General features: G+C 37.2%; 26 protein-coding genes. 6 read left to right on the top strand and 20 right to left on the bottom strand.

Annotated features, from left to right (window positions below; all coding sequences use genetic code 11):
• Positions 1–2: 2 nt before the first annotated feature.
• The 9 genes from CCE82_RS03995 to CCE82_RS03955 all read right to left on the bottom strand — a co-directional run bounded on the left by CCE82_RS03995 (position 3) and on the right by CCE82_RS03955 (position 9376).
• Complete coding sequence (locus tag CCE82_RS03995; RefSeq protein WP_086428141.1) at positions 3–785, bottom strand: N-acetylglucosaminidase; 783 nt, start codon at positions 783–785, stop codon at positions 3–5.
• A gap of 28 nt (positions 786–813) precedes the next feature.
• Positions 814–1056, bottom strand: coding sequence for a hypothetical protein (locus tag CCE82_RS03990; protein WP_086428140.1), 243 nt, complete (start codon positions 1054–1056; stop codon positions 814–816).
• Between the two features lie 378 nt (positions 1057–1434).
• On the bottom strand, positions 1435–1902 hold the full coding sequence (locus tag CCE82_RS03985) for a helical membrane plugin domain-containing protein (protein WP_086428139.1): 468 nt from the start codon (positions 1900–1902) through the stop codon (positions 1435–1437).
• On the bottom strand, positions 1902–4838 hold the full coding sequence (gene fdhF, locus CCE82_RS03980; protein ID WP_086428138.1) for a formate dehydrogenase subunit alpha: 2937 nt from the start codon (positions 4836–4838) through the stop codon (positions 1902–1904). The genes CCE82_RS03985 and fdhF overlap by 1 nt, the downstream gene beginning before the upstream one ends.
• A 198-nt stretch (positions 4839–5036) precedes the next feature.
• Positions 5037–5678: a pyroglutamyl-peptidase I gene (gene pcp / locus CCE82_RS03975; RefSeq protein ID WP_086428137.1), complete on the bottom strand. Its 642-nt coding sequence runs from the start codon at positions 5676–5678 to the stop codon at positions 5037–5039.
• Positions 5679–5697: 19 nt separating this feature from the next.
• The gene (locus CCE82_RS03970) at positions 5698–6624 is read right to left on the bottom strand and encodes a DUF979 domain-containing protein (RefSeq protein ID WP_086428136.1); all 927 of its coding nucleotides are present in this window, start codon (positions 6622–6624) and stop codon (positions 5698–5700) included.
• On the bottom strand, positions 6605–7312 hold the full coding sequence (locus tag CCE82_RS03965) for a DUF969 domain-containing protein (RefSeq protein ID WP_086428135.1): 708 nt from the start codon (positions 7310–7312) through the stop codon (positions 6605–6607). Before CCE82_RS03965 ends, CCE82_RS03970 begins: the two co-directional genes overlap by 20 nt.
• A 190-nt stretch (positions 7313–7502) precedes the next feature.
• The gene (locus CCE82_RS03960) at positions 7503–8456 is read right to left on the bottom strand and encodes an LCP family glycopolymer transferase (RefSeq protein WP_086428134.1); all 954 of its coding nucleotides are present in this window, start codon (positions 8454–8456) and stop codon (positions 7503–7505) included.
• Positions 8457–8581: 125 nt separating this feature from the next.
• Positions 8582–9376 (bottom strand): inositol monophosphatase family protein, encoded by a 795-nt coding sequence (locus CCE82_RS03955; RefSeq protein WP_086428133.1) that lies wholly within the window; start codon positions 9374–9376, stop codon positions 8582–8584.
• A gap of 462 nt (positions 9377–9838) precedes the next feature.
• On the opposite strand from CCE82_RS03955, the gene CCE82_RS03950 reads away from it, so the two are divergent.
• On the top strand, positions 9839–10540 hold the full coding sequence (locus CCE82_RS03950; RefSeq protein WP_086428132.1) for a helix-turn-helix transcriptional regulator: 702 nt from the start codon (positions 9839–9841) through the stop codon (positions 10538–10540).
• A 52-nt stretch (positions 10541–10592) separates the two neighbouring features.
• Here the strand turns inward: CCE82_RS03950 and CCE82_RS03945 are convergent, their stop codons facing one another.
• Positions 10593–11324, bottom strand: a complete 732-nt coding sequence (locus CCE82_RS03945; protein WP_086428131.1) for a CPBP family intramembrane glutamic endopeptidase — start codon at positions 11322–11324, stop codon at positions 10593–10595.
• A 144-nt stretch (positions 11325–11468) separates the two neighbouring features.
• Here CCE82_RS03945 and CCE82_RS03940 point away from each other — a divergent pair, with 144 nt between their 5' ends.
• Positions 11469–11822, top strand: coding sequence for a hypothetical protein (locus tag CCE82_RS03940; protein ID WP_086428130.1), 354 nt, complete (start codon positions 11469–11471; stop codon positions 11820–11822).
• A 188-nt stretch (positions 11823–12010) separates the two neighbouring features.
• On the opposite strand, the gene CCE82_RS03935 is transcribed toward CCE82_RS03940, so the two are convergent.
• Positions 12011–13399 (bottom strand): amino acid permease, encoded by a 1389-nt coding sequence (locus CCE82_RS03935; protein ID WP_086428129.1) that lies wholly within the window; start codon positions 13397–13399, stop codon positions 12011–12013.
• Positions 13400–13772: 373 nt separating this feature from the next.
• Between CCE82_RS03935 and CCE82_RS03930 the strand changes: the two genes are divergently transcribed.
• From CCE82_RS03930 to CCE82_RS03920, 3 genes are all read left to right on the top strand, one after another.
• The gene (locus CCE82_RS03930; RefSeq protein ID WP_086428128.1) at positions 13773–14615 is read left to right on the top strand and encodes a formate/nitrite transporter family protein; all 843 of its coding nucleotides are present in this window, start codon (positions 13773–13775) and stop codon (positions 14613–14615) included.
• A gap of 89 nt (positions 14616–14704) precedes the next feature.
• Positions 14705–15040 carry a hypothetical protein gene (locus CCE82_RS03925; protein WP_086428127.1) on the top strand — a complete coding sequence of 112 codons (336 nt, stop codon included), beginning with the start codon at positions 14705–14707 and terminating at the stop codon, positions 15038–15040.
• Between the two features lie 7 nt (positions 15041–15047).
• Positions 15048–15230 (top strand): hypothetical protein, encoded by a 183-nt coding sequence (locus tag CCE82_RS03920; protein WP_086428126.1) that lies wholly within the window; start codon positions 15048–15050, stop codon positions 15228–15230.
• A gap of 303 nt (positions 15231–15533) precedes the next feature.
• Here CCE82_RS03920 and CCE82_RS13030 read toward each other — a convergent pair whose 3' ends face one another.
• The 5 genes from CCE82_RS13030 to CCE82_RS03895 form a co-directional block, all read right to left on the bottom strand.
• Positions 15534–15710 carry a hypothetical protein gene (locus tag CCE82_RS13030; protein WP_086428125.1) on the bottom strand — a complete coding sequence of 59 codons (177 nt, stop codon included), beginning with the start codon at positions 15708–15710 and terminating at the stop codon, positions 15534–15536.
• The gene (locus tag CCE82_RS03910; RefSeq protein WP_086428124.1) at positions 15707–16351 is read right to left on the bottom strand and encodes an HAD family hydrolase; all 645 of its coding nucleotides are present in this window, start codon (positions 16349–16351) and stop codon (positions 15707–15709) included. Before CCE82_RS03910 ends, CCE82_RS13030 begins: the two co-directional genes overlap by 4 nt.
• 61 nt (positions 16352–16412) lie before the next feature.
• Positions 16413–17243 carry a VOC family protein gene (locus tag CCE82_RS03905; RefSeq protein ID WP_086428123.1) on the bottom strand — a complete coding sequence of 277 codons (831 nt, stop codon included), beginning with the start codon at positions 17241–17243 and terminating at the stop codon, positions 16413–16415.
• A 68-nt stretch (positions 17244–17311) separates the two neighbouring features.
• Positions 17312–17590, bottom strand: a complete 279-nt coding sequence (locus CCE82_RS03900) for a hypothetical protein (protein ID WP_086428122.1) — start codon at positions 17588–17590, stop codon at positions 17312–17314.
• A gap of 179 nt (positions 17591–17769) precedes the next feature.
• Positions 17770–18690 carry a bile acid:sodium symporter family protein gene (locus CCE82_RS03895; RefSeq protein ID WP_086428121.1) on the bottom strand — a complete coding sequence of 307 codons (921 nt, stop codon included), beginning with the start codon at positions 18688–18690 and terminating at the stop codon, positions 17770–17772.
• Between the two features lie 187 nt (positions 18691–18877).
• Here CCE82_RS03895 and CCE82_RS03890 point away from each other — a divergent pair, with 187 nt between their 5' ends.
• Entirely contained in the window at positions 18878–19405 is a 528-nt protein-coding gene (locus CCE82_RS03890; protein WP_086428120.1) for a hypothetical protein, read from the top strand.
• 117 nt (positions 19406–19522) lie between these two features.
• On the opposite strand, the gene CCE82_RS03885 is transcribed toward CCE82_RS03890, so the two are convergent.
• The 4 genes from CCE82_RS03885 to CCE82_RS03870 form a co-directional block, all read right to left on the bottom strand.
• Entirely contained in the window at positions 19523–20032 is a 510-nt protein-coding gene (locus tag CCE82_RS03885) for an SRPBCC domain-containing protein (protein WP_206184373.1), read from the bottom strand.
• A 105-nt stretch (positions 20033–20137) separates the two neighbouring features.
• On the bottom strand, positions 20138–21439 hold the full coding sequence (locus tag CCE82_RS03880) for a Na+/H+ antiporter NhaC family protein (RefSeq protein ID WP_086428119.1): 1302 nt from the start codon (positions 21437–21439) through the stop codon (positions 20138–20140).
• Positions 21440–21593: 154 nt separating this feature from the next.
• Positions 21594–22730, bottom strand: coding sequence for a M20 peptidase aminoacylase family protein (locus tag CCE82_RS03875; protein WP_086428118.1), 1137 nt, complete (start codon positions 22728–22730; stop codon positions 21594–21596).
• Positions 22720–23910 (bottom strand): SulP family inorganic anion transporter, encoded by a 1191-nt coding sequence (locus CCE82_RS03870; protein ID WP_086428117.1) that lies wholly within the window; start codon positions 23908–23910, stop codon positions 22720–22722. The genes CCE82_RS03875 and CCE82_RS03870 overlap by 11 nt, the downstream gene beginning before the upstream one ends.
• Between the last annotated feature and the right edge of the window lie 204 nt (positions 23911–24114).

The following is a 24114-nucleotide window of genomic DNA, read 5'->3' as shown; positions in this document are numbered from 1 at the left end:
ATTTATCTTTTCTTATAAAAATCTTTTCGAATATCATCTTTTTTAATGCCATATTTTTTGTAATAGGCTTCCATACGTTCAGCAATTTTAGAAGGCCAATCAATGTCACTCGCATATTGATTCGTAGCCGGATTTTGTGGATTCCATCGCATTTGATATAAGTTGAGCTGTCCATTTTCAAAGTATTGATTTCTTACAAACGATGCGCCACCTTTAATCGCTTTATCTGGTGACGTCCATCCAGCTTTTTCAGCATAGCTTGCTCCTGTCTTTACGGCTTGACGATCAAATGCGCCAATTCCAAAAAAGTTGTAGTAACGTGCGTCTCCTTTGCGTAAACCTCTCGCTAAAGCAGACTGACCTTCTCCTGTTTCTAACTGCGCATGACTCACTAAATATATCACATTTACATCATTTTCTTTTTGAGCCTCTAGAAAAGCTTTCCCATGCCCTTCTAAAATCCCTTTACCTTTCAGCATTTCATTCACTTCATCTTCGGACATTTGAATCGGTTCAGATAAATCCATATACATCAAATCTGAATCTTTGCGGTCCACAGTCATTGCCGCTTTCACATCCTGTTCAGAAGCATTTATGAATCGGTTGCCTTTTGATTTTGTATGTAACGCATCGCCTTGAACTTGTTTATCAAAGGCCTCATCGAATGTATGTGTTTTATCATTTTTAAAGAGCGTTGTTTCATTTATCACAAATAAAATCACAAATAACGTAAACAAAAAAAGAATAATAACTTTAAAAACGTTGACTTTACGCGATCGTTTCATCTCATAAGCTCCTTTTCACAATTAGACGTTACCTTGACATATAAATCATCACTAACACAACACATAAAACAACAAAGTAAGCGATATTGACCATTATTTTCACTACGCGCTTACCGTGATATAACATATTAAATAATACAAGACTTAAACCTAAAGAAATTAAAAAGCAGACGAGCGCAATCCATGCACTGACAAAAACGAGCAAGATTAACCCCAAAACTAAAAAGACGTTGGAAATAATTCCTAATATTTTAATCTTTTTTGTATCCATTTTTCCACCTCTTTCATACCTGTATTATTTTATCATGAAAAACTGCTCATCGCGACACAGCATTCATTCTTTAGCAGTTGAACAAATTGATTTGCTAGATGTGCCAGCACGCTTCAATACTAAAAAACTATAACCGCTAACAAAATTGCACTTATTTTCAAACAGAAGTCACCGATTCATCTTGGAGGATTAGACATTTTGGAGTGATGGTGTTTCGTTTCCCCTAATGTTATTCTACTTTTTTATTTTGTAATAGATGTCACACTTTTAACTATTGTTACTTTCAAAGATTGCATACTCATTAAAATGTACTAAAACCGCTCAAAACAAAAAGTGGAATGACATTAACTGCCACTCCACTCCGAAATGTTTCAAAAATTAATCGCGAGACATCCCTTTTAACAAATTCAAAAAGTAAGTCAAACTTTGATTCATCTCATCATCCTTCAATACACGCATTAATCCTGTCATAGATGTACGTGCATGTGGACTTGCCTGGTTCGCCACACGTATACCACGATTCACTTTATTCAATAACACACGCAGTTCATCAGTTTGTAAATCACCGAGTAAAAACAACATCTGCCCCATATTGTGAATCACACCTGCATACTGGTCTTTATTCAGTTCAGCTGTCACTTTTTCTGTAATGACACCTCGTTGTTTCACTGCACCATTCAATGCATCCAAAATTTTAGCGTCATCTAATGTACGAATAAGGTCGATTGCTTTTAAAATACTGTCTTTATTCTCCGCAATCGCATCTGTCACTTGTGATAAACTTTCTGCTTTAATTTCTGCTTCACTTTTTTCAATACGCTTAATTTTTCTAATACGTTCAGCCATTATTTCATCACCTGATCCCCTGGGAAGACATAATCAGGTCTCGCCCATTTTTTATCAACACGTACGCTGTATTGTGGATTTCTCGTTTGATTACGGAAGTTTGTTGGATTCAGTGGTGATTTACCACGTTTACTTAAAATTTCCATACGACAACTTGTAGATTTATAAGCAGGTGTATGTGTTTCTGGATCTGTCACACTGCTTGTTAAATAGTTGATTGCCGCTGCACTATTGTCATTAAGTGGTAAATAAATTTGTTTACCTGATACACGCTCTGTCACATGGACGTGCATTGTTGCTTCACCATGTTCAGAAATCAACTTCACTGCTGCCCCTTCATGAATACCACGTTCTTTTGCGAGTTCTGGTGATACTTCTACAAACGCTGTTGGCATTTTGTATTTTAATCCTGGCACTTTGTAAGTCATATTACCTTCATGGAAATGCTCGAGTACACGACCATTATTTACGTGTAAATCGTACGTTTCATTTGTTTTATAGAAATTGTTGAAATCAAGTGCAAAGAATTTCGCTTTACCATTATCAAAGTTAAAGCGTTCTGTGAATAATAATGGCGAATCAGTACCATCTGCATCTACTGGCCATTGTAAACTGTTATAGCCTTCTAAACGATGATATTTCACACCGGCAAACATTGGTGTTAAGTCTGAGGCTTCATCCATAATTTCAGCTGGATGTTTATAACCCCAATCGAAACCGAGTTCTTTCGCAATCATTTGTGTAATTTGCCAGTCTGGTTTTGAGTCACCAAGTGGTTCTAACACTTGATATAAACGTTGGAAACGACGCTCAGTGTTTGTGAATGTACCGTCTTTTTCTAATGATGGACTTGCTGGTAAAATAACGTCTGCATATTCAGCAGTAAATGTTAGAAATTCATCTTGAACGACAAGGAAGTCTACTTTTTCAAGTGCGGCTTGAACATAGTTAATATTTGAGTCTACAATACCTGTATCTTCACCTAAAATAAATAGACTGTGTACGTCACCTGCGTGAATATGATCCATCATTTGGTGGTTATCGTAACCCGGATGATTTGGTAATTTCACACCCCAACCCGCTTCATAACGACCACGCGCTTCATCATCAGCAACACCTTGATAACCTGGTAATTTGTCCGGCATACTACCAAAGTCAGAGCAGCCTTGAACGTTATTATGACCACGTAACGGATAAGAACCTGCACCTGGTTTCATGTAGTTACCTGTTGCTAATAATAAGTTAGAAATTGCTGTACTTGTATCCGAACCTGTCTCTTGTTGTGTCACACCCATCGCCCAACAAATTGCGACAGTATTCACACTGACAATTTCTTTGGCTAGATGAATGAGACGTTCTTTCGAAATACCTGTATGTTCTTCTGCAAATTCCATTGTATATGGCTTAAGTGATTCATAATATTCATCAAAATGGTCAACCCACTCATCGATAAATGATTGTGCATGCCAACCTTGGTCAATGATATATTTTGTCACAGCTGATAACCATACTAAATCCGTACCTGGATAAGGTTGGTAAAATTCATCTGCACGTTGCGCCATTTCATGTTTACGAATATCGAACACATGAAGTTTTGTGCCGAACAACTTGTGAGAACGTTTAATACGAGAAGCGATAACAGGGTGTGCTTCAGCTGTATTCGTACCGATTGTAATCACCATTTCTGCTTTACCGATGTCTTCAATGGAACCTGAGTCCCCACCATGACCGACTGTACGGAATAAACCTTTTGTCGCTGGTGCTTGACAATATCTTGAACAGTTATCGATATTGTTCGTACCGATGACTTGGCGTGCGAGTTTTTGCATTAAGTAAGACTCTTCATTCGTTGCTTTTGAAGATGAAATAAATGACAGTGCGTCTGGGCCGTATTGATCTTTAATTTCTTGCATACGTCCAGCCACATGTTTGATTGCTTCATCCCATTCAACTTCTTCAAATTGATCACCACGGCGAATCAATGGTTTTGTTAAACGTTCTTCTGAATTAACGTAATCCCAACCGAATTTACCTTTCACACATGAAGAAATTTTGTTTGCTGGTGAATCATGAGAAGGTTGTACTTTTAAAATTTCACGGTCTTTTGTCCAGACTTCGAAACTACAACCTACACCACAATATGTACAAACCGTTTTCGTCTTTTTAATACGTTCTTCACGCATTGCCGCTTCTGAATCAGACACTGCAAATAATGGACCATAGCCTGTTTCTGCTTTCTTCGTCAAATCAATCATAGATGCTAGTGAACCTGGCTCGATATCTGTCATAAAGCCTGCATTACCGACCATATTATTCTCCATCATCGCATTACATGGACAAACTGTCGCACATTGACCACAGCCTACACATGATGAATCATTAATTGAGACGTCGTTGTCCCAAATGACACGTGGATGCTCACGGTCCCAGTCAATAGACAATGTTTCATTCACTTGAACGTCTTGACACACTTCAACACAACGTCCACATAAAATACATTGATTCGGGTCATAACGATAAAATGGACCAAAATCCACTTCATATGGCTTCGGTTTATATTCATACGTTTGATGTTCCAATCCCCATTGGTCCATCGTATTATGAATTTCACAGTTACCATTATTATAATCACACACCGTACAATAAAGTTGGTGTTTTTCTAATATACGATCTAACGCTTCTTTTTGACTGTCTTGTACCGGCTGCGTTGTTGTATTAACGACCATAGAGCGCTCTACTGTCGTTCCACATGCACGTTCGATTTTGCCGTCAATTTCAACCGCACACGTATCACATGTTTGGATTGGCCCTAATGATTCGTTATAACAAATCGAGGGTACAAACGTTTGTTGCTCTTTTATGAATTCAAGCAAATTTTTGCCCGGTTCCACAAGATAATCTTTACCATCTAAAGTTACGATAAGATGTTCTTGCATAAATATCCCCCCTATAATTTCTTATTATTTTATATGCCTAAGATGCCCCCACATACTTAGTTATTACCATTTTATACCTTTAGTAACCAAAAGTTAACACATTTCCAAAATTTATATATCTAAAACTTATATTTAAATTACTAAAACACTTTTAAAACGTTTCTGGAAAGATGGCTTCTATTCTTAAAATTTTGGGTCTTAATGTGTCGTACCATGAACTGTCGCGACATCCGTATCATAGTTGAGACACACTTTAATCGCTGCTGTTAAACCTTTTACCATGAGTTCAATGGACATGGAAGGTTTTCCAGGTTTATCTACAACTTGCGAAGGTGCAAATGGAACGTGGATAAAGCCTGTTTTCATCTTTGGATAATGATGTTCTGCTTCATATGCGAGTTGATACATAATGTGATTACATACAAATGTCCCAGCACTATTAGACAAACTGGCAGGTACCCCTTCTTTTTGCATTGCTTCAACCATACGTTTTACAGGTAAAGCAGTGAAATAAGCAGGCGGTCCATCTTGTTGGATAAGTTGATCAATCGGCTGTTGTCCATCATTATCTGGAATGCGCGCATCATCAACATTAATCGCAACACGTTCTGGTGTGATGTCATAACGGCCTCCCGCTTGTCCTACAGCGAGCACGATATCATAATCTGTTTGTGCAAGCCTTTCTAGAATCACTTCGATACTTTTATGAAATACTGTTGGAATTTCTAATTTATCAATATGATGGCCTTCAAGTGTATCTGGAAGTTGTTGTACTGCTTGTAATGCTGGATTCACTTCTTCTCCACCAAATGGATCAAATGCAGTGACTAAAATTTTCATATTTCAAACCTCCTTATTGTTAAAAAGCGAGTATGTACATTAAAACAATATGAACAACAATCAACATCAATGCCATGGGCGCTTGTGCTTTAATGACTGCTAATTCGTCTTTCATTTCTAACAGTGCAACCGGTAATGTATTAAAGTTTGCAGCCATTGGTGTCAATAATGTTCCACAAAAACCGCCTGTCATTGCTAAGGCACCGACAATCGTTGGGTCGCCACCATTTTGAATCACAAAGGGTAAACCAATACTTGCGGTAATGACTGTAAAAGCCGCAAATGCATTCCCCATTAACATCGTAAATAACACCATACCTAACACGTAAGCAATGACACCGAGCAGTGCATTATCTTGTGGTAAGAAGCTCGATATCCCTTTTGAAATGGTTGTGCCGACACCACTCACTGTAAATAAAATACCGAGTGCAGCTAAAAACTGGGGTAATATCCCTACAGTTCCAATTTGCTGTACGAGTCGATCACTATCGTACAACCCGACTTTTGCTTTCGGACGAAGAATGAGATAAGCGACAATAAGCCCGACAATAGAAGAAATGCTAATGCCAATCGCACCGCCTAATGGTGTCCAAGTCGAGACGATAACAGCCACAATGGCAAGTACAACAGCTGGAATAAATAAGAGATTGCCAAAACGAGAGGCACCTTTCTCTTCTTCTTCATGCTCGACTTCTACCACTTTTCCGATTGTCACATTTTTAGTTATCGTTAAAAATCCCATCAACAATACAAGTACACCATTTATCCAATTTGGTATATCTGGCCCCATGATAAATAGTAAACCTAATACACACCAAAAAAGTGCTGTGCCGATACGTTTCGAATTGCTCGGTTCACGTAACACACGAAATGCGGTATAAATGAACTGCAAACCGATAAGTACATAAAAGATTTCTAGAATTTGGCTAATCGTTTGAGGACTCATCATGTGCTCCCCCTTTCTCGCTGTACTTACGATTCATTTTTCGATCAAACAGAATATTTTGAATGACGCCGATAACGAGTACGACAATGGCAATCGGTGCAGAATACAGTGCAATTTCGACTGCTTTCACTTCCATATGGAGCGATTGGAAAGTTGCTACGATTAACAGCACGCCTGATGCGCCGACAAATAAATTTTGACCGAAAAAGTTACCATAATTTTCCATAGCAGAAATATGTGCTTTCAACTTTTCTTCATCTGTAGCATCTATTTTTCGTTGATATTTCGCTTTAGCTGCTGCTTGGACCATTGGATTCATGAGTGGACGGACAAATTGCGGATGACCTCCAATTCGAATCGATGCAAGGCCGGCAACTTCACGAATCAATAAGTAGAAGGACATGATACGCCCGGAAGTAATCCCTTGAATACGGTTAATCAAACGTGTTGCTTGCGTTTTTAAACCGAAACGCTCAATCATGCCCACCATAGGCAACGTTAAAATGAATAATGACACCATCCGATTATCAACAAATGCTTTACCCAGTGTGTCTAAGATAGTCATGAAATTCATATGAGAAACGAGTCCAGTCACAATTGCTGCAATGAGTACGGTTCCGATTGTATCCCATTTGAAGTAAAAGCCTAAAACAATAATCAGAATGCCTATCAGTTTAAGCCATTCCATATCGTATCCCCCTTTATGTATGCGTTTTCTTTATTTTATCTTTTTCTGAATATTGTTTCAAATAGGTATAGGGTTGTTATTTATCAAGGATATTAAAAAAATGCCCTGCAATGTGAACGTAAGATAACGTTATCCATTGCAAGGCATATTTATTTTTTGCTATTTCAAGAGCAACTTATTTCTCACTCTCTTATAAGTTTAAGTTTTGTTTATACTGTTGCACTAACGATTGTTTTTGTGTTTCATCTGGAATGAAATAGTAAAGACCGTCGTTTTGAATGCCACCTGAACCATCTAACTGATGACGATGAACATTGTCATTAGCGTCACTATAGTTGCTGCGAATTTGATTCAATTCACCAATTGTTAAGTCTGTTTTCACGTTATCACTTAATTGGTCCATCAAAGCATTAAAGTTTGTTAACGATGAAATACCTGTTAATTTGTTTGCTAAACCTTGAAGAACAAGTTGTTGTCTTTCTTGTCTACCAAAGTCACCACCCGCACCTTCTTCTTTACGGCTACGAATAAATGACATCGCTGTATCACCATCCAGATGTGTACGTTGACCTTTTGTAAACTGATGACCTCCAGCGTTAAATGTGGCATTACTTGTCACGTCAATACCACCAACTGTATCAATGGTATCTTTTAAACCATCCATATTGACTGTTGCATAGTGGTCGATAGGGACACCCATTAATTTTTCGATTGATTTCACTGCCATATCTGGGCCACCATACGCATAAGCATGGTTGATTTTTTCAGTCGTATCGCGTCCAACAATCTCTGCTTGCGTGTCACGCGGAATACTAATCATTTCTGTCGTTTTCTTTTCAGGATTCACTGACAAAATCATAATCGTATCGCTGCGTTCCCCACCGCCTGCACTTTCACGTTGCGCATCTGAATCGATACCGAATAAAGCAATAGAAAAAGGCTCGCCCTTACTCAAATCCACTTTACCAGATCTTAATTCTGAATGATTTCTATCTAAAGGATTATGAATGGCGCCACCTACTGAAAAGATTTTAAATGCAAGATAAGCGACAGCAATCATTGCTAAAATGAATAAAATACCGATGAACCATAATAAAAATCTCACTATAGGGTTTTTACGTTTTTGTGTTCTTTTATACTCCAAAAAATCACTTCTTTCCGAATGTATTGTTCAAGCTTTATGGAGACATGTGAAATATTATCCCGTCATGTAATAAGTGTTATTTTACAGTAAAGTTCATCTACCGGAATCGGTCTTTAGACGCAACTCTATTTTTGATACCCTCCATTGGCTAGCAATATATTTAAAATGGTTTCATAACAGCCTGGATTACTTACAATAAAAGGCCCACCATGCACAAAATCAATCGGCTGTTGATGGAAATCTGTCATCTTCAGCCCAAGTTCTTGCGCAAATAAAAATTGAGCCGCAATATCCCACGGTTTTGCATTCGTATGAATATGCGCGCCAAATTGCCCCGTAATGACACGCGCTGAATCCAAACCACAAGCGCCTATCAAACGATAACCAAATGAAGCATCTAATAATTGGTGCATCGTTTCATCATTGAGCACGCGATTATTAAATGAAATGATCATGTCTTTCAGTGGACGTGGTGTAACCGGTTCAATGGGCTCGTTATTTAGAAATGCCCCGCTTCCTTTTATTGCATGATATAATTTCTGCCTTGGATAATCATAAATATAAGAGAGTTGTGGTTCACCTTCCACAAAATATCCAATAATCATGCAAAAATCATCTTGTTGCTTAACTAAATTGGCCGTTCCATCTATAGGGTCAATCAACCATGTATGTCCCTCTCTTAAATGTTGTGTTTCATGGTGTGCTTCTTCTCCATATAAATGGTGATCTGGATAATGCGTTTTTAAAAATTGTTCAAATCTCGTTTCGATAGTTCGGTCAACGTTCGTCACGAGATCAAAACGACTGGATTTCATATCGGTTTGAATTTGATGAATCAGTTCAGGAAGTTCTTGAGTCATTTGATGAATCCATTGTTGGACGTGTTGATCAATGCGATGACGTTCTGATTCAGATAACATACGTCTCACCTCTTTTTCTATGTTAGCTCTATTATACAGAAGAAAATATATTTTTGGGACATCAGTCAAATAAATGAGTCATATCTTATTTAAATGAATCATCAAGCCACGCACCTATTTTTATACGAAAAAAACCGGTTGGAGCGAACCAACCGGCATAGAAAGGAAAGTAAGTAATAAATATTGAAGATGTTAAACTAGAATCAGTACAACTGATCATTCAAACATTACTATCATTTCTGATAGCTACCCCTTTATTTGAATTTTCTTTGTACCATCCCCCTAGTAGCTAACTACACTATAACACAATTCCGACATAATTGTAAGCGTTTTCTAAAACTTTTTGCAGACTTTTTATTTACATATTTCACTTTGTCGTACAATGTAGATGAAAAAGTCTTTCACTATAATTATTTAATAGATATGCTATAATATTGTTAAACATGTTTGGGAGGGATTCGTATGAATAAAGAGACGCGACAAAAGAAGTTGTTAGCCTTGATTCAACAAGACAAACCGATGACTGCCCTTGAATTAGCGCAAGCACTCAATGTTTCTAAACGTACGATTTTACGCGACATGCAAGAATTAGAAGGTAAAGGCGTTCAAATTGTGGCACATGCAGGTATGTATGGCGGCTACCAACTCCAAGAGCATCAGCATTACTATCAATTGAACTTGACTCAAAAAGAACTACAAGCACTCTATTTGATATTAAAGGAAAGCCAAGCACAATCGACGTTACCCTATGAAGAAGCTACGAATCACCTCATTCAAAAAATATTAAAGCAGCCTTATACACATATTCGTCGTGCATTACGCCAATTGGATCAATATGTGTTATACGAGACGCGATTACATCCACGCTTGCCCGTTCAATTTAGTGATATTTTGATTTATTGCCAAGAACGAAAAGTAATGGGGATTGATTATAAAGCAGATGAGCGTGGTGAGCGACGATTTGAAAATGTCATCTTTATCGGGATGATTGCACGTCACGATGGTTGGCAAGCAATTGTGTATCATATTGGTGGCGATTATACACAGTATGTTGATATTGCTACGATTGAAGACATTTCATATTCTTTCCAAAAATCAATACAAACAAATGATATAACACTTGATAATTACGAAACCTATTTAAAAGCATCCGAACGTAAATAAACCAATGTCATGCATTCAAGCAGAACATTGGTTTTTTCTATGGTTAATTTCACTATTGCATCAGTGTAACTACAAATGAAATAAAGTTATTTAACATGTGAAAGGCGATCGATACACCTAAATTACGTCCACTTTTCATATATAAGAACACAAGTGGAATGGCTAAAATTAAATAATCTATAATTTCAAATGGGGAAGTCGCTTGAATCACATGGACACCCGCAAATAATAATACTGAAACAACAGCCATGACTTTAAAGTTTAATTTCTTTCCTAACTCTCCAATTAAAATATGACGGAAGAAAATTTCTTCAACGACAGGTGCGAGTATGACAATCATCATGAAATTAATCGGGGTAAACCATGAAATTGAAAACAATTGATTGATCATGATTTCATTTTGTGTCGTATCATATTGAAATTGTTCAGGTAACCATTGTTGTAGATAACTATAGATCCATGAAACAGCTTGTGCGATGAGGTACGCCCCTACAATCCAAAATACATATTGACGTATCCCTCGAAGTCCATTCATAAATCGCTGGCCCATCGTTCTAAAATGTAACAAGTAAAAACTGATAATCACGACAATATACGCGAGGGCTGAAGCAGTCACTTGTGCAGCAAGTCCATAAGAACTTGTTAAAAGTGATTCGTGGTCCATATTAAAAAATGTAACACTAATGATAACTGTAAGTATTCCAAATAAAAGTGATGCAACGATGACGATTGGAACTAATAGCAAGTCCCACCAAGCAATATCTTTCCATTTATATTTTGACATTTTAATGCTCTCTTTCTTTTTAAAAATTGAAAATGTATGAACTTATATCACATCCCTGTGACTTTTTTTACAGTTTCATACAATAGTTATTTCTTTTCATTATCCTTGTTATAATATATATGATTTAACGAAAGGATGCCAATCATGAATTGTTATGAGATTCCGAATTACATGCAAGCACTAAAAGTTTTGAATGAATTGTTAGACTTAACTACCACTTACGATTTCGTCTATACAAGAAACCGCGAACAAGCCCAAGAAATATTAGCCACTATTGAAACAAAAGTCCATACCTATTATGAACAATTGCCTCAACCCGTTTATACCCACGCATACAGCGCCTATCCTTACGACCTCTTTTATGCTTGTCTTCACAACTTGTATCATCATCCACTCGTCCATACTGAATTTGGCAGTCAAAGTCAATTGAATCAGAGTTACATTCAGCAAATTATACGGACACAATCTTACTTTCAAATGCCTTATGTCGAATTATAGAAGTTTGTCGCTATTTTGACATGTAAAAAAGCGGAATGACATGTGCCATCCCACTTTAAACATGCTCTACATTTAAAAGTCGACACGCATATTGAAGCACGGATCATCTCAACTATGCGAATATAAGCTCGATCAATATGATATCGCTATGTATCTCTTCCCAAAATACAGTACGATTATTGTTACTTCTATAATTTAAAGTCTTCTTTATCACGTTTATGATATCCACGTAAGAAGAAAAACACACCCATAAAGCCTAAGAATAAGAAACCGATAATTACCGATACACGTGTTTCACCATTGATTAACATTGCAACCAATACTAATAATAAAAATGCGATTGAAAGATAGTTCGATACTGGCGCAAATGGCATTTTGAAAGGATGGTTTTCTAATTTTTCTGGAAATTTCTTTCTAAATTGAATATGGCTAAACAAAATCATAAACCATGGAATCATACCCGGTAAAATAGACGCACTATAAACATAGACAAAAATATTTTCAGAACCATCGATAAACATTGGTAATACAACATTAAGAATGACACCTATGAAAATACCAATTGATACTGCTAAAACGGTATAAAAAGGTACACCGTTTCTCATAACTTTTGTAAAGATAGCTGGTAATTGACGATGTTGTGCCAATGTGAAAATCATACGACTTGAGCTGAAAATACCTGAGTTACAGCCTGACATCGCTGCTGTAATCACAACAAAGTTAATTAAACCTGCAGCAATAGTAATCCCAACTTTTGCGAATGTTGCTACAAATGGACTACCAATGTCATGTAATTCGTCCCAAGGATAAACTGTTACAATGACAAAAATGGCACCGATATAAAAGATTAAAATACGCCAAATGACGCCGTTAACTGCTTTTTTAATATTTTTTTGAGGGTCCTTTGTTTCACCTGCCGTAATACCGATTAACTCAACCCCTTGATATGAACCGATAACGATAGATAAAGCAAAGAAAAATCCTAACCATCCATTAGGCATAAAACCGCCGTGTGCTGTAAGGTTGCTTAGACCGATTGGATTGCCTCCGTTCCCTATACCGAAGAAAATCAAACCGAAACCAGCAATAATCATTAAAATAATTGTCACGATTTTAATCATCGCAAACCAAAATTCAAACTCTCCAAATACTTTTACAGACACTGCATTGGCAGCCGTTAAGAGTACAATAACAATCACGCCAGGAATCCATGTTGGTAGCTCTGGAAACCAAAACTTCATATATGCGCCAACTGCGATAACTTCAGACATCCCTACAACAATCCATTGAAAGATGTTGGCCCATGCAGTCACATATCCGGCAACAGGATGGATATAATCTGTTGCATAGTTTGCAAATGAACCAGTTGATGGATCAAGATAGACCATTTCTCCCATTGCGCGCATTATTAAAAATAAAAATAAACCTGCAACTAAATAAGCGAAAATAACAGAGGGTCCTGTCCATGCAATGGTACTTGATGCCCCCATAAATAAACCAACACCGATAGTACCACCGAGTGCGATCATTTGAATCTGTCGAGAACTTAATCCTCTGTGTAATTGATTATCTTCCATGACAACGTTCCATCTCCTTTTGTAACCCCTACTCATATCAAATTGATGTTGAACCGTGCATGTCGCTATTATACTATAAACTTTCGAGATTTGAAGAAAAATTTAAAAATGTTAAGCCATTCATTTACATTGTCATTTTCAAGATAAAAACATCATTAATCCGTCTATATATAGGATGCAACCTTAATCATTACTGTATTCATCGTCCCATACAGTACGTTGGTTTCCCTACTTTTTATTAAGATTGTTTTCATGAGAACGTTTACACTGATGGGCCGTCAAAATATTGTCACATTAACAATTTGTGATTATATTCACATTTATATCCGAATTGCTTATACTATGTGTATTATTTAAGAAAGGAATCTAATTTATGAAGGATACTAATATTAAATGGGATACAATTTTTTATGGACGTCAGTGGGTTTCAAACATTATTGAGACGATTCAAAAGAAAGATGTGTTGCAGAGTTTTTATTTAAAACGTTATTTATTAAGAGCGATGATGGCCGGATTTATTATCAGTATTATTACAGTCTTTGTATTAATGGTCAAAACGACATTTGCCCCGGATGTCGCACCTGGATTGGTGAACATGGCGGGCGCGTTTACTTTTAGCTTTGCGCTTGTTTTAATCTTATTCACAAATTCTGAACTACTGACGAGTAACTTTATGTATTTTACTGTAGGGTTATACTATCATTTGATTCATCCTACGCGTGTTTTAAAGATATTTACGCTATGTTTTGTTGGAAATATTATCGGTGCAATCATTTTATTTAGTTTACTCCGTTTATCTAACGTAATGACACCCGATATGATTCATATGCTAGAACATACGATACAAGTAAAAATTCATGAATATGGTTTTCAAAATATTTTAGTTCGTGCAATCTTCGCAAACTTCTTTATTAACATTGCTTTAGTGATAGCAATGCAAATTGATGATGTCCTTGCAAAAATATTTGTAATGATGTTCGGTGTAACGATTTTCGCATTTATGGGTTATGAGCACGTCGTTTATAATGCTTGTCTTTTTGTGGCGAGTGCGATTTACCAAACAGATGCTTTGAACATACTACATATGACTAAAAACATTACTGCAGCGTTACTTGGAAATTATATTGGTGGTGGTCTGATTATCGGCCTATTCTACGCTTATCTGAATGATCATGGTCAGTTCAAAGCAATTAAAAGAGAAAACAAAAAGACTTGAATATTTATCTCTTCGTTATGAGTCCACACCATTATTTTATATGTCCTATGTTATAATAGTGGCAATTCAAAAAGACGAAGGAGCATTTTATGGATAGAGCACGTATCATTAGAGGTATCATCATCTCAATCTTTTTAGGTTTACTCTTTTACTTCCTAAACCAAACACAATCCACTTATTCGACAACTGAGTTATTCATCCGTTCAGTCTGTGTTGCGGTTGCTTTTGCGGTGTTTTATTTCTTAGTATTTGCTATTTTAAATAATGACACACGTAAACGCATGTACGGCCCACCACTGTCAATCGGTATCATACTCGGTGTCGTCATTGGACAATGGCTTAGTAGCCCCTTTATTGGTTTGGCTATAGGTATTGTGCTCGGTATACTCATCGGTGCGATTCGACAACGTTTGTTAAAGGAGTAGTGATAGAATGTCTACACACATGATTGGTATTATTGTTATTGCAATTCTCTTAATCAGTTTCATCCCAAATGCATTCATGTTATATAAAACAACGAAAGAAGGCACTGTAAACACACGTTACAAATTAATGGTCGGTGTTGATGCCATGCTATTAGTGTTAATTATTGCCGCTATTTTAATACTGACATAAACATCAATCATGACATCGCAGCGATACGAGCATTGACCTGAACTTGCGATGTCATGAACTTTCTCCCTTTCACCATCTATCAATTTTTATTCCAAATTAAAATACTCACCTGATTCTTATTTCATGACGCATAAGAAAACTGCATACAATCCTTAGAAAAACAATGCGTGATTAAGCCATTCCCCCTACTTCGTTCTTCAAATATATTTAAAATATGACTGCCCTTTTCGTTAAAAGAAAAAACGCAGATAGCCTGTCCTTTAACGAACACGATACCCGCGTTTTACTCTAAATTTTACCCTGTTAGAAGAAATAATATACGATTGAAGCTAATGCTGCATAGACGACAAGTCCTGTCACAGCAGATAACACATGAATATGCATTGGAATATGTTTCTGAAAACGTAGCGCTACCACTAAATAACCTATTAAAATAATCAATGGTCCCACTATAAAAAATAAAATCATTTCTAAGCTCATTGTTGCACGCCATCAAAATATTGTGAGACAACTCGACTCAAATCCACATCTTTCGCGAGCAAGTCCAATTCTGAAAAATCACTTTTAGCCGTAAATGGATTTGGATTTACGATAACATCAAGCCCAGCACGAATTGCTCCTGTCGCGCCATTGACCGAATCCTCAATCGCTAAGCAATGTGTCGGACTGTAATTCAATGCTTGTACCGCAGCCAAATATAAATCAGGTGCAGGTTTCACTGTTTCAACATCTTCTCGACCTTTAATCACTGAAATATACTGCTCGATGCCTAACTTTTGAACTAATGATTCAATGTGATGCCTTGTACTACTTGAAGCAATCCCCATCGGAATATGACGTTGGTGTAGCTGTTGCATCAGTTCTAAAACACCTGGTCTTAAAGGCAGTTGACCAGCTGTATCATAATGTTCTTGATAAACTTGGTCTGTTAAGGCTTCTCCTAAATGTGTGAGGAGATGTTGGTGAATTCCTAAAGCACGCCCACCGATATTTGAACGATAAAAGTCTGCACTCATACTTTCGTGCCCTGCATCATTCAAATAGCGATTGACTGTATTAAATAAATGTTGTTCGGTATCGATAATCGTACCATCAAAATCAAAAATGACTGCGCGATACATGCATGCTTCCTCCTAAAACTTTGATCCCAGTTTCTTCATTTGTTGTCAAAATCGTCAATGTTTAAAATCCTGGTGCTAATGTTGCGAATTCATACATAATTCTATTTTGACGATAATATAGGGATTTAAACCAAATACGATCAATGACACCAGAATGATTGCCTGGTAAATCATCGTGTAACGAAACGAGATGATTTAATGTGTCATCATTTTCAGTTGCTAGCGCATGATGATGTACATAACCTCGCCCTGGTCGAACATTAGGTCCGTCTTTTTCAATGACTACAAGGTCTGAGTAATAACCTTTATCGTCAATCGCTACGACCGTTTGCTCGCCAAATTGTGCTTTATCTTTAAAGTCTAATGTGTCACGTAAATAGTCTAATGTTTTCTTTGCATCTGCAACGTGAATTTCAATCGGTCCTAACCCTAAAATCTGATACTCTGCTGGAATGTCATTATCGACTGGATTTTGCCAACCATCTGGAATCACTGCATCGCCATTGACCATCATGACGTAAGACAATGAATCTGGATCGTCAAAATAAAGCGCGGGTTGTTCTTCATAAGTGCCTCTAGAAATGTTCGTCGCTTTTCCTTGTAAGCGTGCTTCAAAGAAATCAAGAGCTGCTTCATTTGGTACGAGTAGCCCAATTCTCGCAATCATATTTGTTCCTTTACGCATCGCACCAGCATTTGGAATTTCAAAAAATGTGAGTAAAGTACCTGGTGAATTTTGTTGATCTCCGTAAAAGATATGAACCATGCCATGATCGTCTTGGTTAACCGTTTCCTTAGTTAAATGCAATCCTAAAGTTTCCATATAAAATGCTTTGTTTTGATCTAAATCTTTAGTGTACATTGAGATATGATGATGCCCGTTAATTTTCACGATACATCCCTCCATGAGTTATTTAAATCCAGTATATTTTTTATATCATAAGATTGCAATAGATATGTTTAGGCCATAGTCGGCAACAGTATGAAACATACGATTCCAATAATAATGATAGATAATGGAAAGACGAGCGTTTGAATAAAGCGTACTTTTCGTTCTGATAATGATGTGCGCATGAGCCAAGTTTCAATGCTAAAGTTAATCATTGTTAACGTCACTGTCAATGAGAGTAATAACACAAAACCGTTTGGATAGTTCATCATAAAGCCAGCTGACAAAATGAGCATCATAAAAAGTATTGAGACAGTAATAAAGTAATTTTGTAACACCTTAATAATCATTTTTACATCACACCCTTTTTAAGGCTTCGTTATTCTATATATTTAAACATTATTTTCGCACAACCTAATAAAAAAGTAAAACCGCTAGCAATCCTATTAAGTGGAATCCCGAAAAGTCAAAAAGGAATAAAGCATCACCCATCATCTTAATGACAGGATATGTCTATTCCTCCTATGACTTATTTTGATTTTGCTGCCCAATATTTGGCTAATATAGGTCCTGTGACTAAATGGACAACACTAAATATAGCACCCGGTACTGCAGCTAATGGATTAAAATGTACTGTAGCTAATGATGCTGCTAATCCAGAGTTTTGCATACCGACCTCTATTGATACCGTTTTTTGGTCAGTATAATTTAATCTAAATAAATGTGAAAACCAAAAGCCTAATAAATAGCCGATTGCATTATGTATGATAACGACTAAAAAGATAAGTAGACCTGTTTGAATGATTAACTCTCGACTACCTGCAACGACTGCACCTAAAATGATTGAAATAGCAATCACTGAAATGAGTGGCAAAATATCTGATCCCACTTGTGCCACAGGTTTGAGAAATCTTTGAATTAAAATCCCTAGTATTAATGGAACAAGGACAACTTTAACGACTGAAATAAACATCGCTACGAAAGATACGTCCATCCATTCTCTCGCTAAAACAAACATTAAAAATGGCGTCATGAACGATGCAAGGACTGTTGAGATAGTTGTAATCGTTACAGATAATGGGACATTCCCCTTGGCTAGATAACTGATAACATTACTTGACGTGCCACCTGGACAACATCCAACTAAAAGTATGCCAATTGCAATATCAGCTGGTAAATGAAATAACTTCACCACTACGTATGCAGAAAGTGGCATAATCGTATACTGTAAAACTACTCCGATAATGACTGCTTTCGGTTCTTTCAAAATTAATTTAAAGTCATCAACTGTAACCGTCAAACCCATTCCTAACATTACAATACCTAATAAATATGGAACCATTGTGCCGAATCCTTTGAAAATATCCGGAATCAAAAATCCTGAAATACTTGCTAATAGCATCCATAATAAAAATGTTTTAGATGCAAATTGACCTAATCGTTGTAACATAACATTCACTTCCCAATGCAATTAATAATCTGAATATTAACACAATTTAATATAGTATACAACACTTTTCAGAATAATATATGATAAATAGGTCATCCATTTTTCAATTTTACATCTATAGTCTTACTGAAAATACAATTTACTCGTGATACAATGAGTTCAAGAATATTTAAAATGGGGAATTATAATGATAATCGATAAAATAGAGACATTTATTTTAAATATAGATCAGATGAATAGCCGCTTTGCTAGAAGGAAATTATTGAAGTTATTAAATATGATGAACTTGCACGCTACAATCCAAACGGAATGGTTGAAACATCAGCAAAATTACTTATTAAAGATTCATTTACCTAAACAAGCTTTGCCCTATTTGATTAGTTTTATGAGTTTTCACCATTATCGCATCTACCAAGTTGTTCCTTTTCAATTACTCGATGCAATTAAACCTTTACATCAGCGTCCCCACGAAGAACATCGATTTGAGATGATGATTGATGGTTTGGATGATCCATTCATTAAAGATAAAGTCATTGATATTTTAAATGGCTTCCAAAGCGAACGTGTCATTTATAGTTTTGCGAAAGATATTTTAAAAGTGACGACAACTGCAGAAGTGATGAGTTTGTTGATCAGCACTTTAGCAACGCGTCATATCGATATTTATCACGCCAATACAGCTGCACGTAGCTTCCATAAAATGCGTATTTCATAACATTTCAAGTCGCTTTCCTCTTCCAGTGGCATGGCGTCGATGTCATACCACTGCTTTATTCATATATAAAAAACGGCACAGCGCGTATTTGCCTGTACCGTTTCATCAAAATCTTTCTTAATTATCCATTTCAAATTCAGCTTCTAACTCACGTTGTAACACATCAAACATCAGTTCAAAACCGTGTGCTGTATGATCATGATATGCTTTCTTTTTTTGCTTATATTCAAGGTTGGTCAATCTGCGTTCTTTTGGCACCATTGCTTTATAATGAAACGTCATCTCAGTAATGCCTGGTGTCCGTTCTTCAAAATAGACTTCAATCTCATCAGCGCGTTCACTAATTTCAGGCATCTGAATCGTTTTCGCTATTTGCTCGCCTTCTTTTAATATTTGATAAGTCCCAATAATTTCGATACGTTTCCCTTTACGTAAATCAACAATTTGATAATGCCCGCCTTCAACAGGTTCATTTTCAATGGATTGATTCGTACGGCGTGAAGTCATAAACCAATGTATTAATTGATCAGGGTCTAACCACGCATGATACGCATTTAACGGTGTCGTTTTCATGAGACGGACGAGTTCTATTTCTACCCACTCATTTTGCATATGGTTCACTTCCATTCTCCTTACTTTCATGCATTTCGGATTACTTCTATTGTAACCTAAATCAATTTAGAACTAAATGAAGTTGCGCCTTTATCACTTTCTATCGTTCTTTACCTCGCATTAACGACGAGAACGCAAACGTGGTAAATTAAACAGAATGGCCATGACGCCACAAATTGCAAGCATGATTGGGTAAATCGAATATGGCAACAACATCACAGGTGAAATACTTGCAACCCCTGCAGCCGCGATTAACTGTGGACTATACGGGATAAAGCCTTGGAATGCACTGCCAAATATGTCTAACAAGCTCGCTGATTTTCTCGGATCAATGTCGTATTCTTCCGCAATTTCTTTTGCAAGTGGACCCGCCATAATAATAGAAATCGTATTATTTGCAGTCGAAATATCAGCGACACTAACAAGGCTTGCTATTCCAAATTCTGCGCCACGTCTCGTTTTGACACGACGCTTGACGAAATTCAGTAGCCAAGTAATACCGCCATGGTGTTCGACCAGTCCAATCATACCGCCAATTAACAATGCTATCATCGCGATGTCTTGCATAGCTAGCACACCCTCTGACGCCGCTTTTAATAAACCAGCTAAGTTAAACGAACCGTCCATTAAACCGATGATTGACGACAACAGAATGCCACCTAACAAGACTAACACTACGTTGATACCGATGACCGCAAGTATTAGGACAAGTATGTACGGGATAACCTTAAACCACTCAAAATCATACGTTTTCGTTTGCGTCACATCATAGCCATGCGTGAGCCACCATAAAATGATAATCGTGATGATGGCACCCGGCACAACAATGCGAAAGTTGACTTTAAACTTATCGCTCATTTGCGTCTTTTGCGTTCGAACTGCGGCAATGGTTGTATCCGAAATCATGGACAAGTTATCACCAAACATGGCACCTCCAACGACTGTCGCCATGGCAAGTGCAGCTGGTATTTCAGTCGCTTCACTAATTCCGAAACCGACTGGGGCAATCGCTGCAACTGTTCCTACAGAAGTCCCCATTGAAATTGAAATGAACATACAAATTATAAATAAACCGACGATTAGGAAGTTTTGCGGAATAAATGATAATCCTAAATTCACAATGGAACTTACGCCTCCCATCGCTTCAGTTGTTTTTGAAAAGGCACCTGCCAATAAAAAGATAAACATCATCAATACAATGTTGGCATGTCCTGCTTTACGTGCAAAAATTTCTACTTTTGATGCAAATGTCTCTTGTCGATTCATCATTAATGCCACAACGACACCAATCATCGCTGCAATATTTAACGGCATAAAAGTAAAATCTTTCGTGATGATGCCGGCACCTAAAAAAATACTGATAAATACGACTAACGGAATGAGCGCCCATGGACTACTGTGCTCATGCTCTTGTTTTAACATAAATAATCTCCTTAACGAAAAGCCTATCACTAATGCATGATGTGCTTCTCCTTCACTTTATTTTTATATCTTTTATAAAAGTAAAAGATCATTTTTAATTACATTTAGAAAATCGAATTTTACTGTTAAACAATACATGAAAACGGTGATACCGTCAACGCCCTAAATATTTATCCCATAAACGTTGAATAAACGTAACGAAATAATCAGGAACTTGATCTAAAATCTGTTCATCTGGTTGAAATTGTTCATGGTGAAGCGGATATTCACTATCTGATCCAATCATCGCAAAATGTACCGGTGCCACAGCTTGGTAACCTGAGAAGTCTTCACCAATCGTAAGTGCACGTGGTAAAACTTCAGCTTGATAACCAACAGATTGGGCCACTTCCAACGCTAATTGTTGTAAATCGTCATCATTCACGACTGATGCAGTTAAACGATGATAATCCAACTCTATTGTCACATTAAACTGTTTTTCTAATCCTTCGCAAATTTGTGTCATTCTTTCTTCAACTTGGTCACGAATTTCTGGTTTAAAACTACGTACAGTTCCTTCTAACATAGCTTCTTGAGGAATGACATTCCATGTATGACCGCTATGGATTTGTCCAATCGTTACGACTGCTTCATCATAAGGTGCAACATTACGGCTAACAATCGTCTGTAAACTTGAAATGAGCTGACCTAAGACGATTTGAGGATCAATAGCATCTTGTGGCATAGCTGCATGTGCACCTTGTCCTTTAATCCAAATGTTAAATCGATCGACATTTGACGTTAAGTGTCCTGATTTAGCACGCCATTCACCGACTTTTAACGTTGGCGCATTGTGAAAACCTAGAATTGCTAACGCACCGTCTAATGCACCCGTTTGAACGACAGCAGGTGCACCGTCTCCCGTTTCTTCAGCTGATTGAAATATAATGCGCACGCGTCCAGGAAGTTCTGACTCCATCGCTTTAAGTTTTACCGCTGTTCCAAGAATCGATGCCATATGAATATCGTGACCACATGCATGCATCACGTTTTCATTTTGTGACTGATAAACTAAATTTGTTTTTTCATTAATCGGTAAAGCATCAATATCTGAACGAATCGCTATCATGTCTTCCCCTGAGCCCACTTCTGCAATGAGACCGACTTTTAAAGGTAAATCGAGTATTCGAATATCATAACTTTCTAAAATTTCTCGTAAGCGTTTCGTTGTTTGAAATTCCTCATTTGAAAGTTCTGGATTTTGATGAAACCATCTTCTCCACGCAATCAATTGTTTTAAATCAGCTGTCATGTTGATCCCATCCTTTTCGATATTTTTGAAACCGTTGATAACTATAGTAAACCGCTGTCCCCACGAGTACCCCTAGCGCTAAATTACGTGCGATGACAATCAATAGAAAAGTCATCAGCATAATACTGAACTCTCCCCAACGTCGCTCCACGACATACCTCAACGTTTGACGATCAAAAGTGTTCATCGCAATGCGCGTCAATACAATGGCTAATACGACCATTGGAATACTGCCGACGACTTGACTTAATAAAATTAAAAATAACAACATCACGATACCTGCTGCCAAAGTTGAAAGTCGTGATGTTGCTCCTAATTTGAGATTATATTTTGACTGGCCCACTAACGCACTTCCAGCAAGTCCTCCAAGTAATCCAATCATTAAATTCGTTAGCCCTTGGCCGAATGATTCACGATTGAGACTACTTTCTGTTGCTGTCAGTTGATCGACCATTCGTGCGGTCAAACTCGTTTGTATCGTCGCAACAATGGCTAACATTAAACCAAAAATGATGAGTTCTAAAATCATCCAGCCTGTTAAATCAACTTGAGGCAACCCTATCGTCGGCATTTCGAAATGAATATGTGCTAAATCTTGGACATAAATCAAATCGACATGAAACACTTGTGCCACTATCGATAATACAATAATCATGATTAAAGCTGCTGGAATACGTTCTGTGAGATAAGGTATTAAAAGTATCATGACCAAACTGAGCACTGCAAAAAGATACGTCCATGGAGTATGTCCAAATATATGTTTCAGTTGTGAGGTGAATAATAAATACGCTAACGCATTCATAAAGCCAACGACGACAGGCACTGGTATTTTATGTATCGCTTTATCGACACGACAAAACGCGAATATCATTTGAAATAACGCCATGACGAGCATAGCTGCAATTAACATACGTTGTCCATACATAGAAGTGATTAATACAGCGACAATAGACACGCCACTACTTGGTGCAGAGACCATTAACGTTCTTGAACCTAAAAAACTGATCCCTATGAGCATTAGCGCGGTACTGAATATGCCGACTGTCGGACTGACGCCTGCAATGAATGAAAATGCGATGGCACCTGGCATCATGGCTAATGCGACAAGTAAGCCTGCTGTGATGTTTTGGAAAGTGTGTCCTTTCCAACTTGTGAGGTAACTTTGGATTGTGTTTCCCATTGATGTCCCCCCCGATTCCCCTTTTGTTTCATTATATTATATCAAAGCAATCGGGATTTGTTGATTATTTTAGGTTTTGCGTGATGGTTTGTTTTTGGAACATAGTATGATATTGACAACTGATTCTGGCATAATCTGGCGATTGCTGCACTAGGCTACGCTTTCCGAGGCGCTGAACCTTTAACTAAATTCGGCTTGATTGAA

The organism is Staphylococcus cornubiensis (assembly GCF_900183575.1).
Lineage (GTDB): Bacteria > Bacillota > Bacilli > Staphylococcales > Staphylococcaceae > Staphylococcus > Staphylococcus cornubiensis.
Note: the sequence above shows the minus strand (reverse complement) of the source record. Positions and strands in the feature narration are given on the sequence as shown.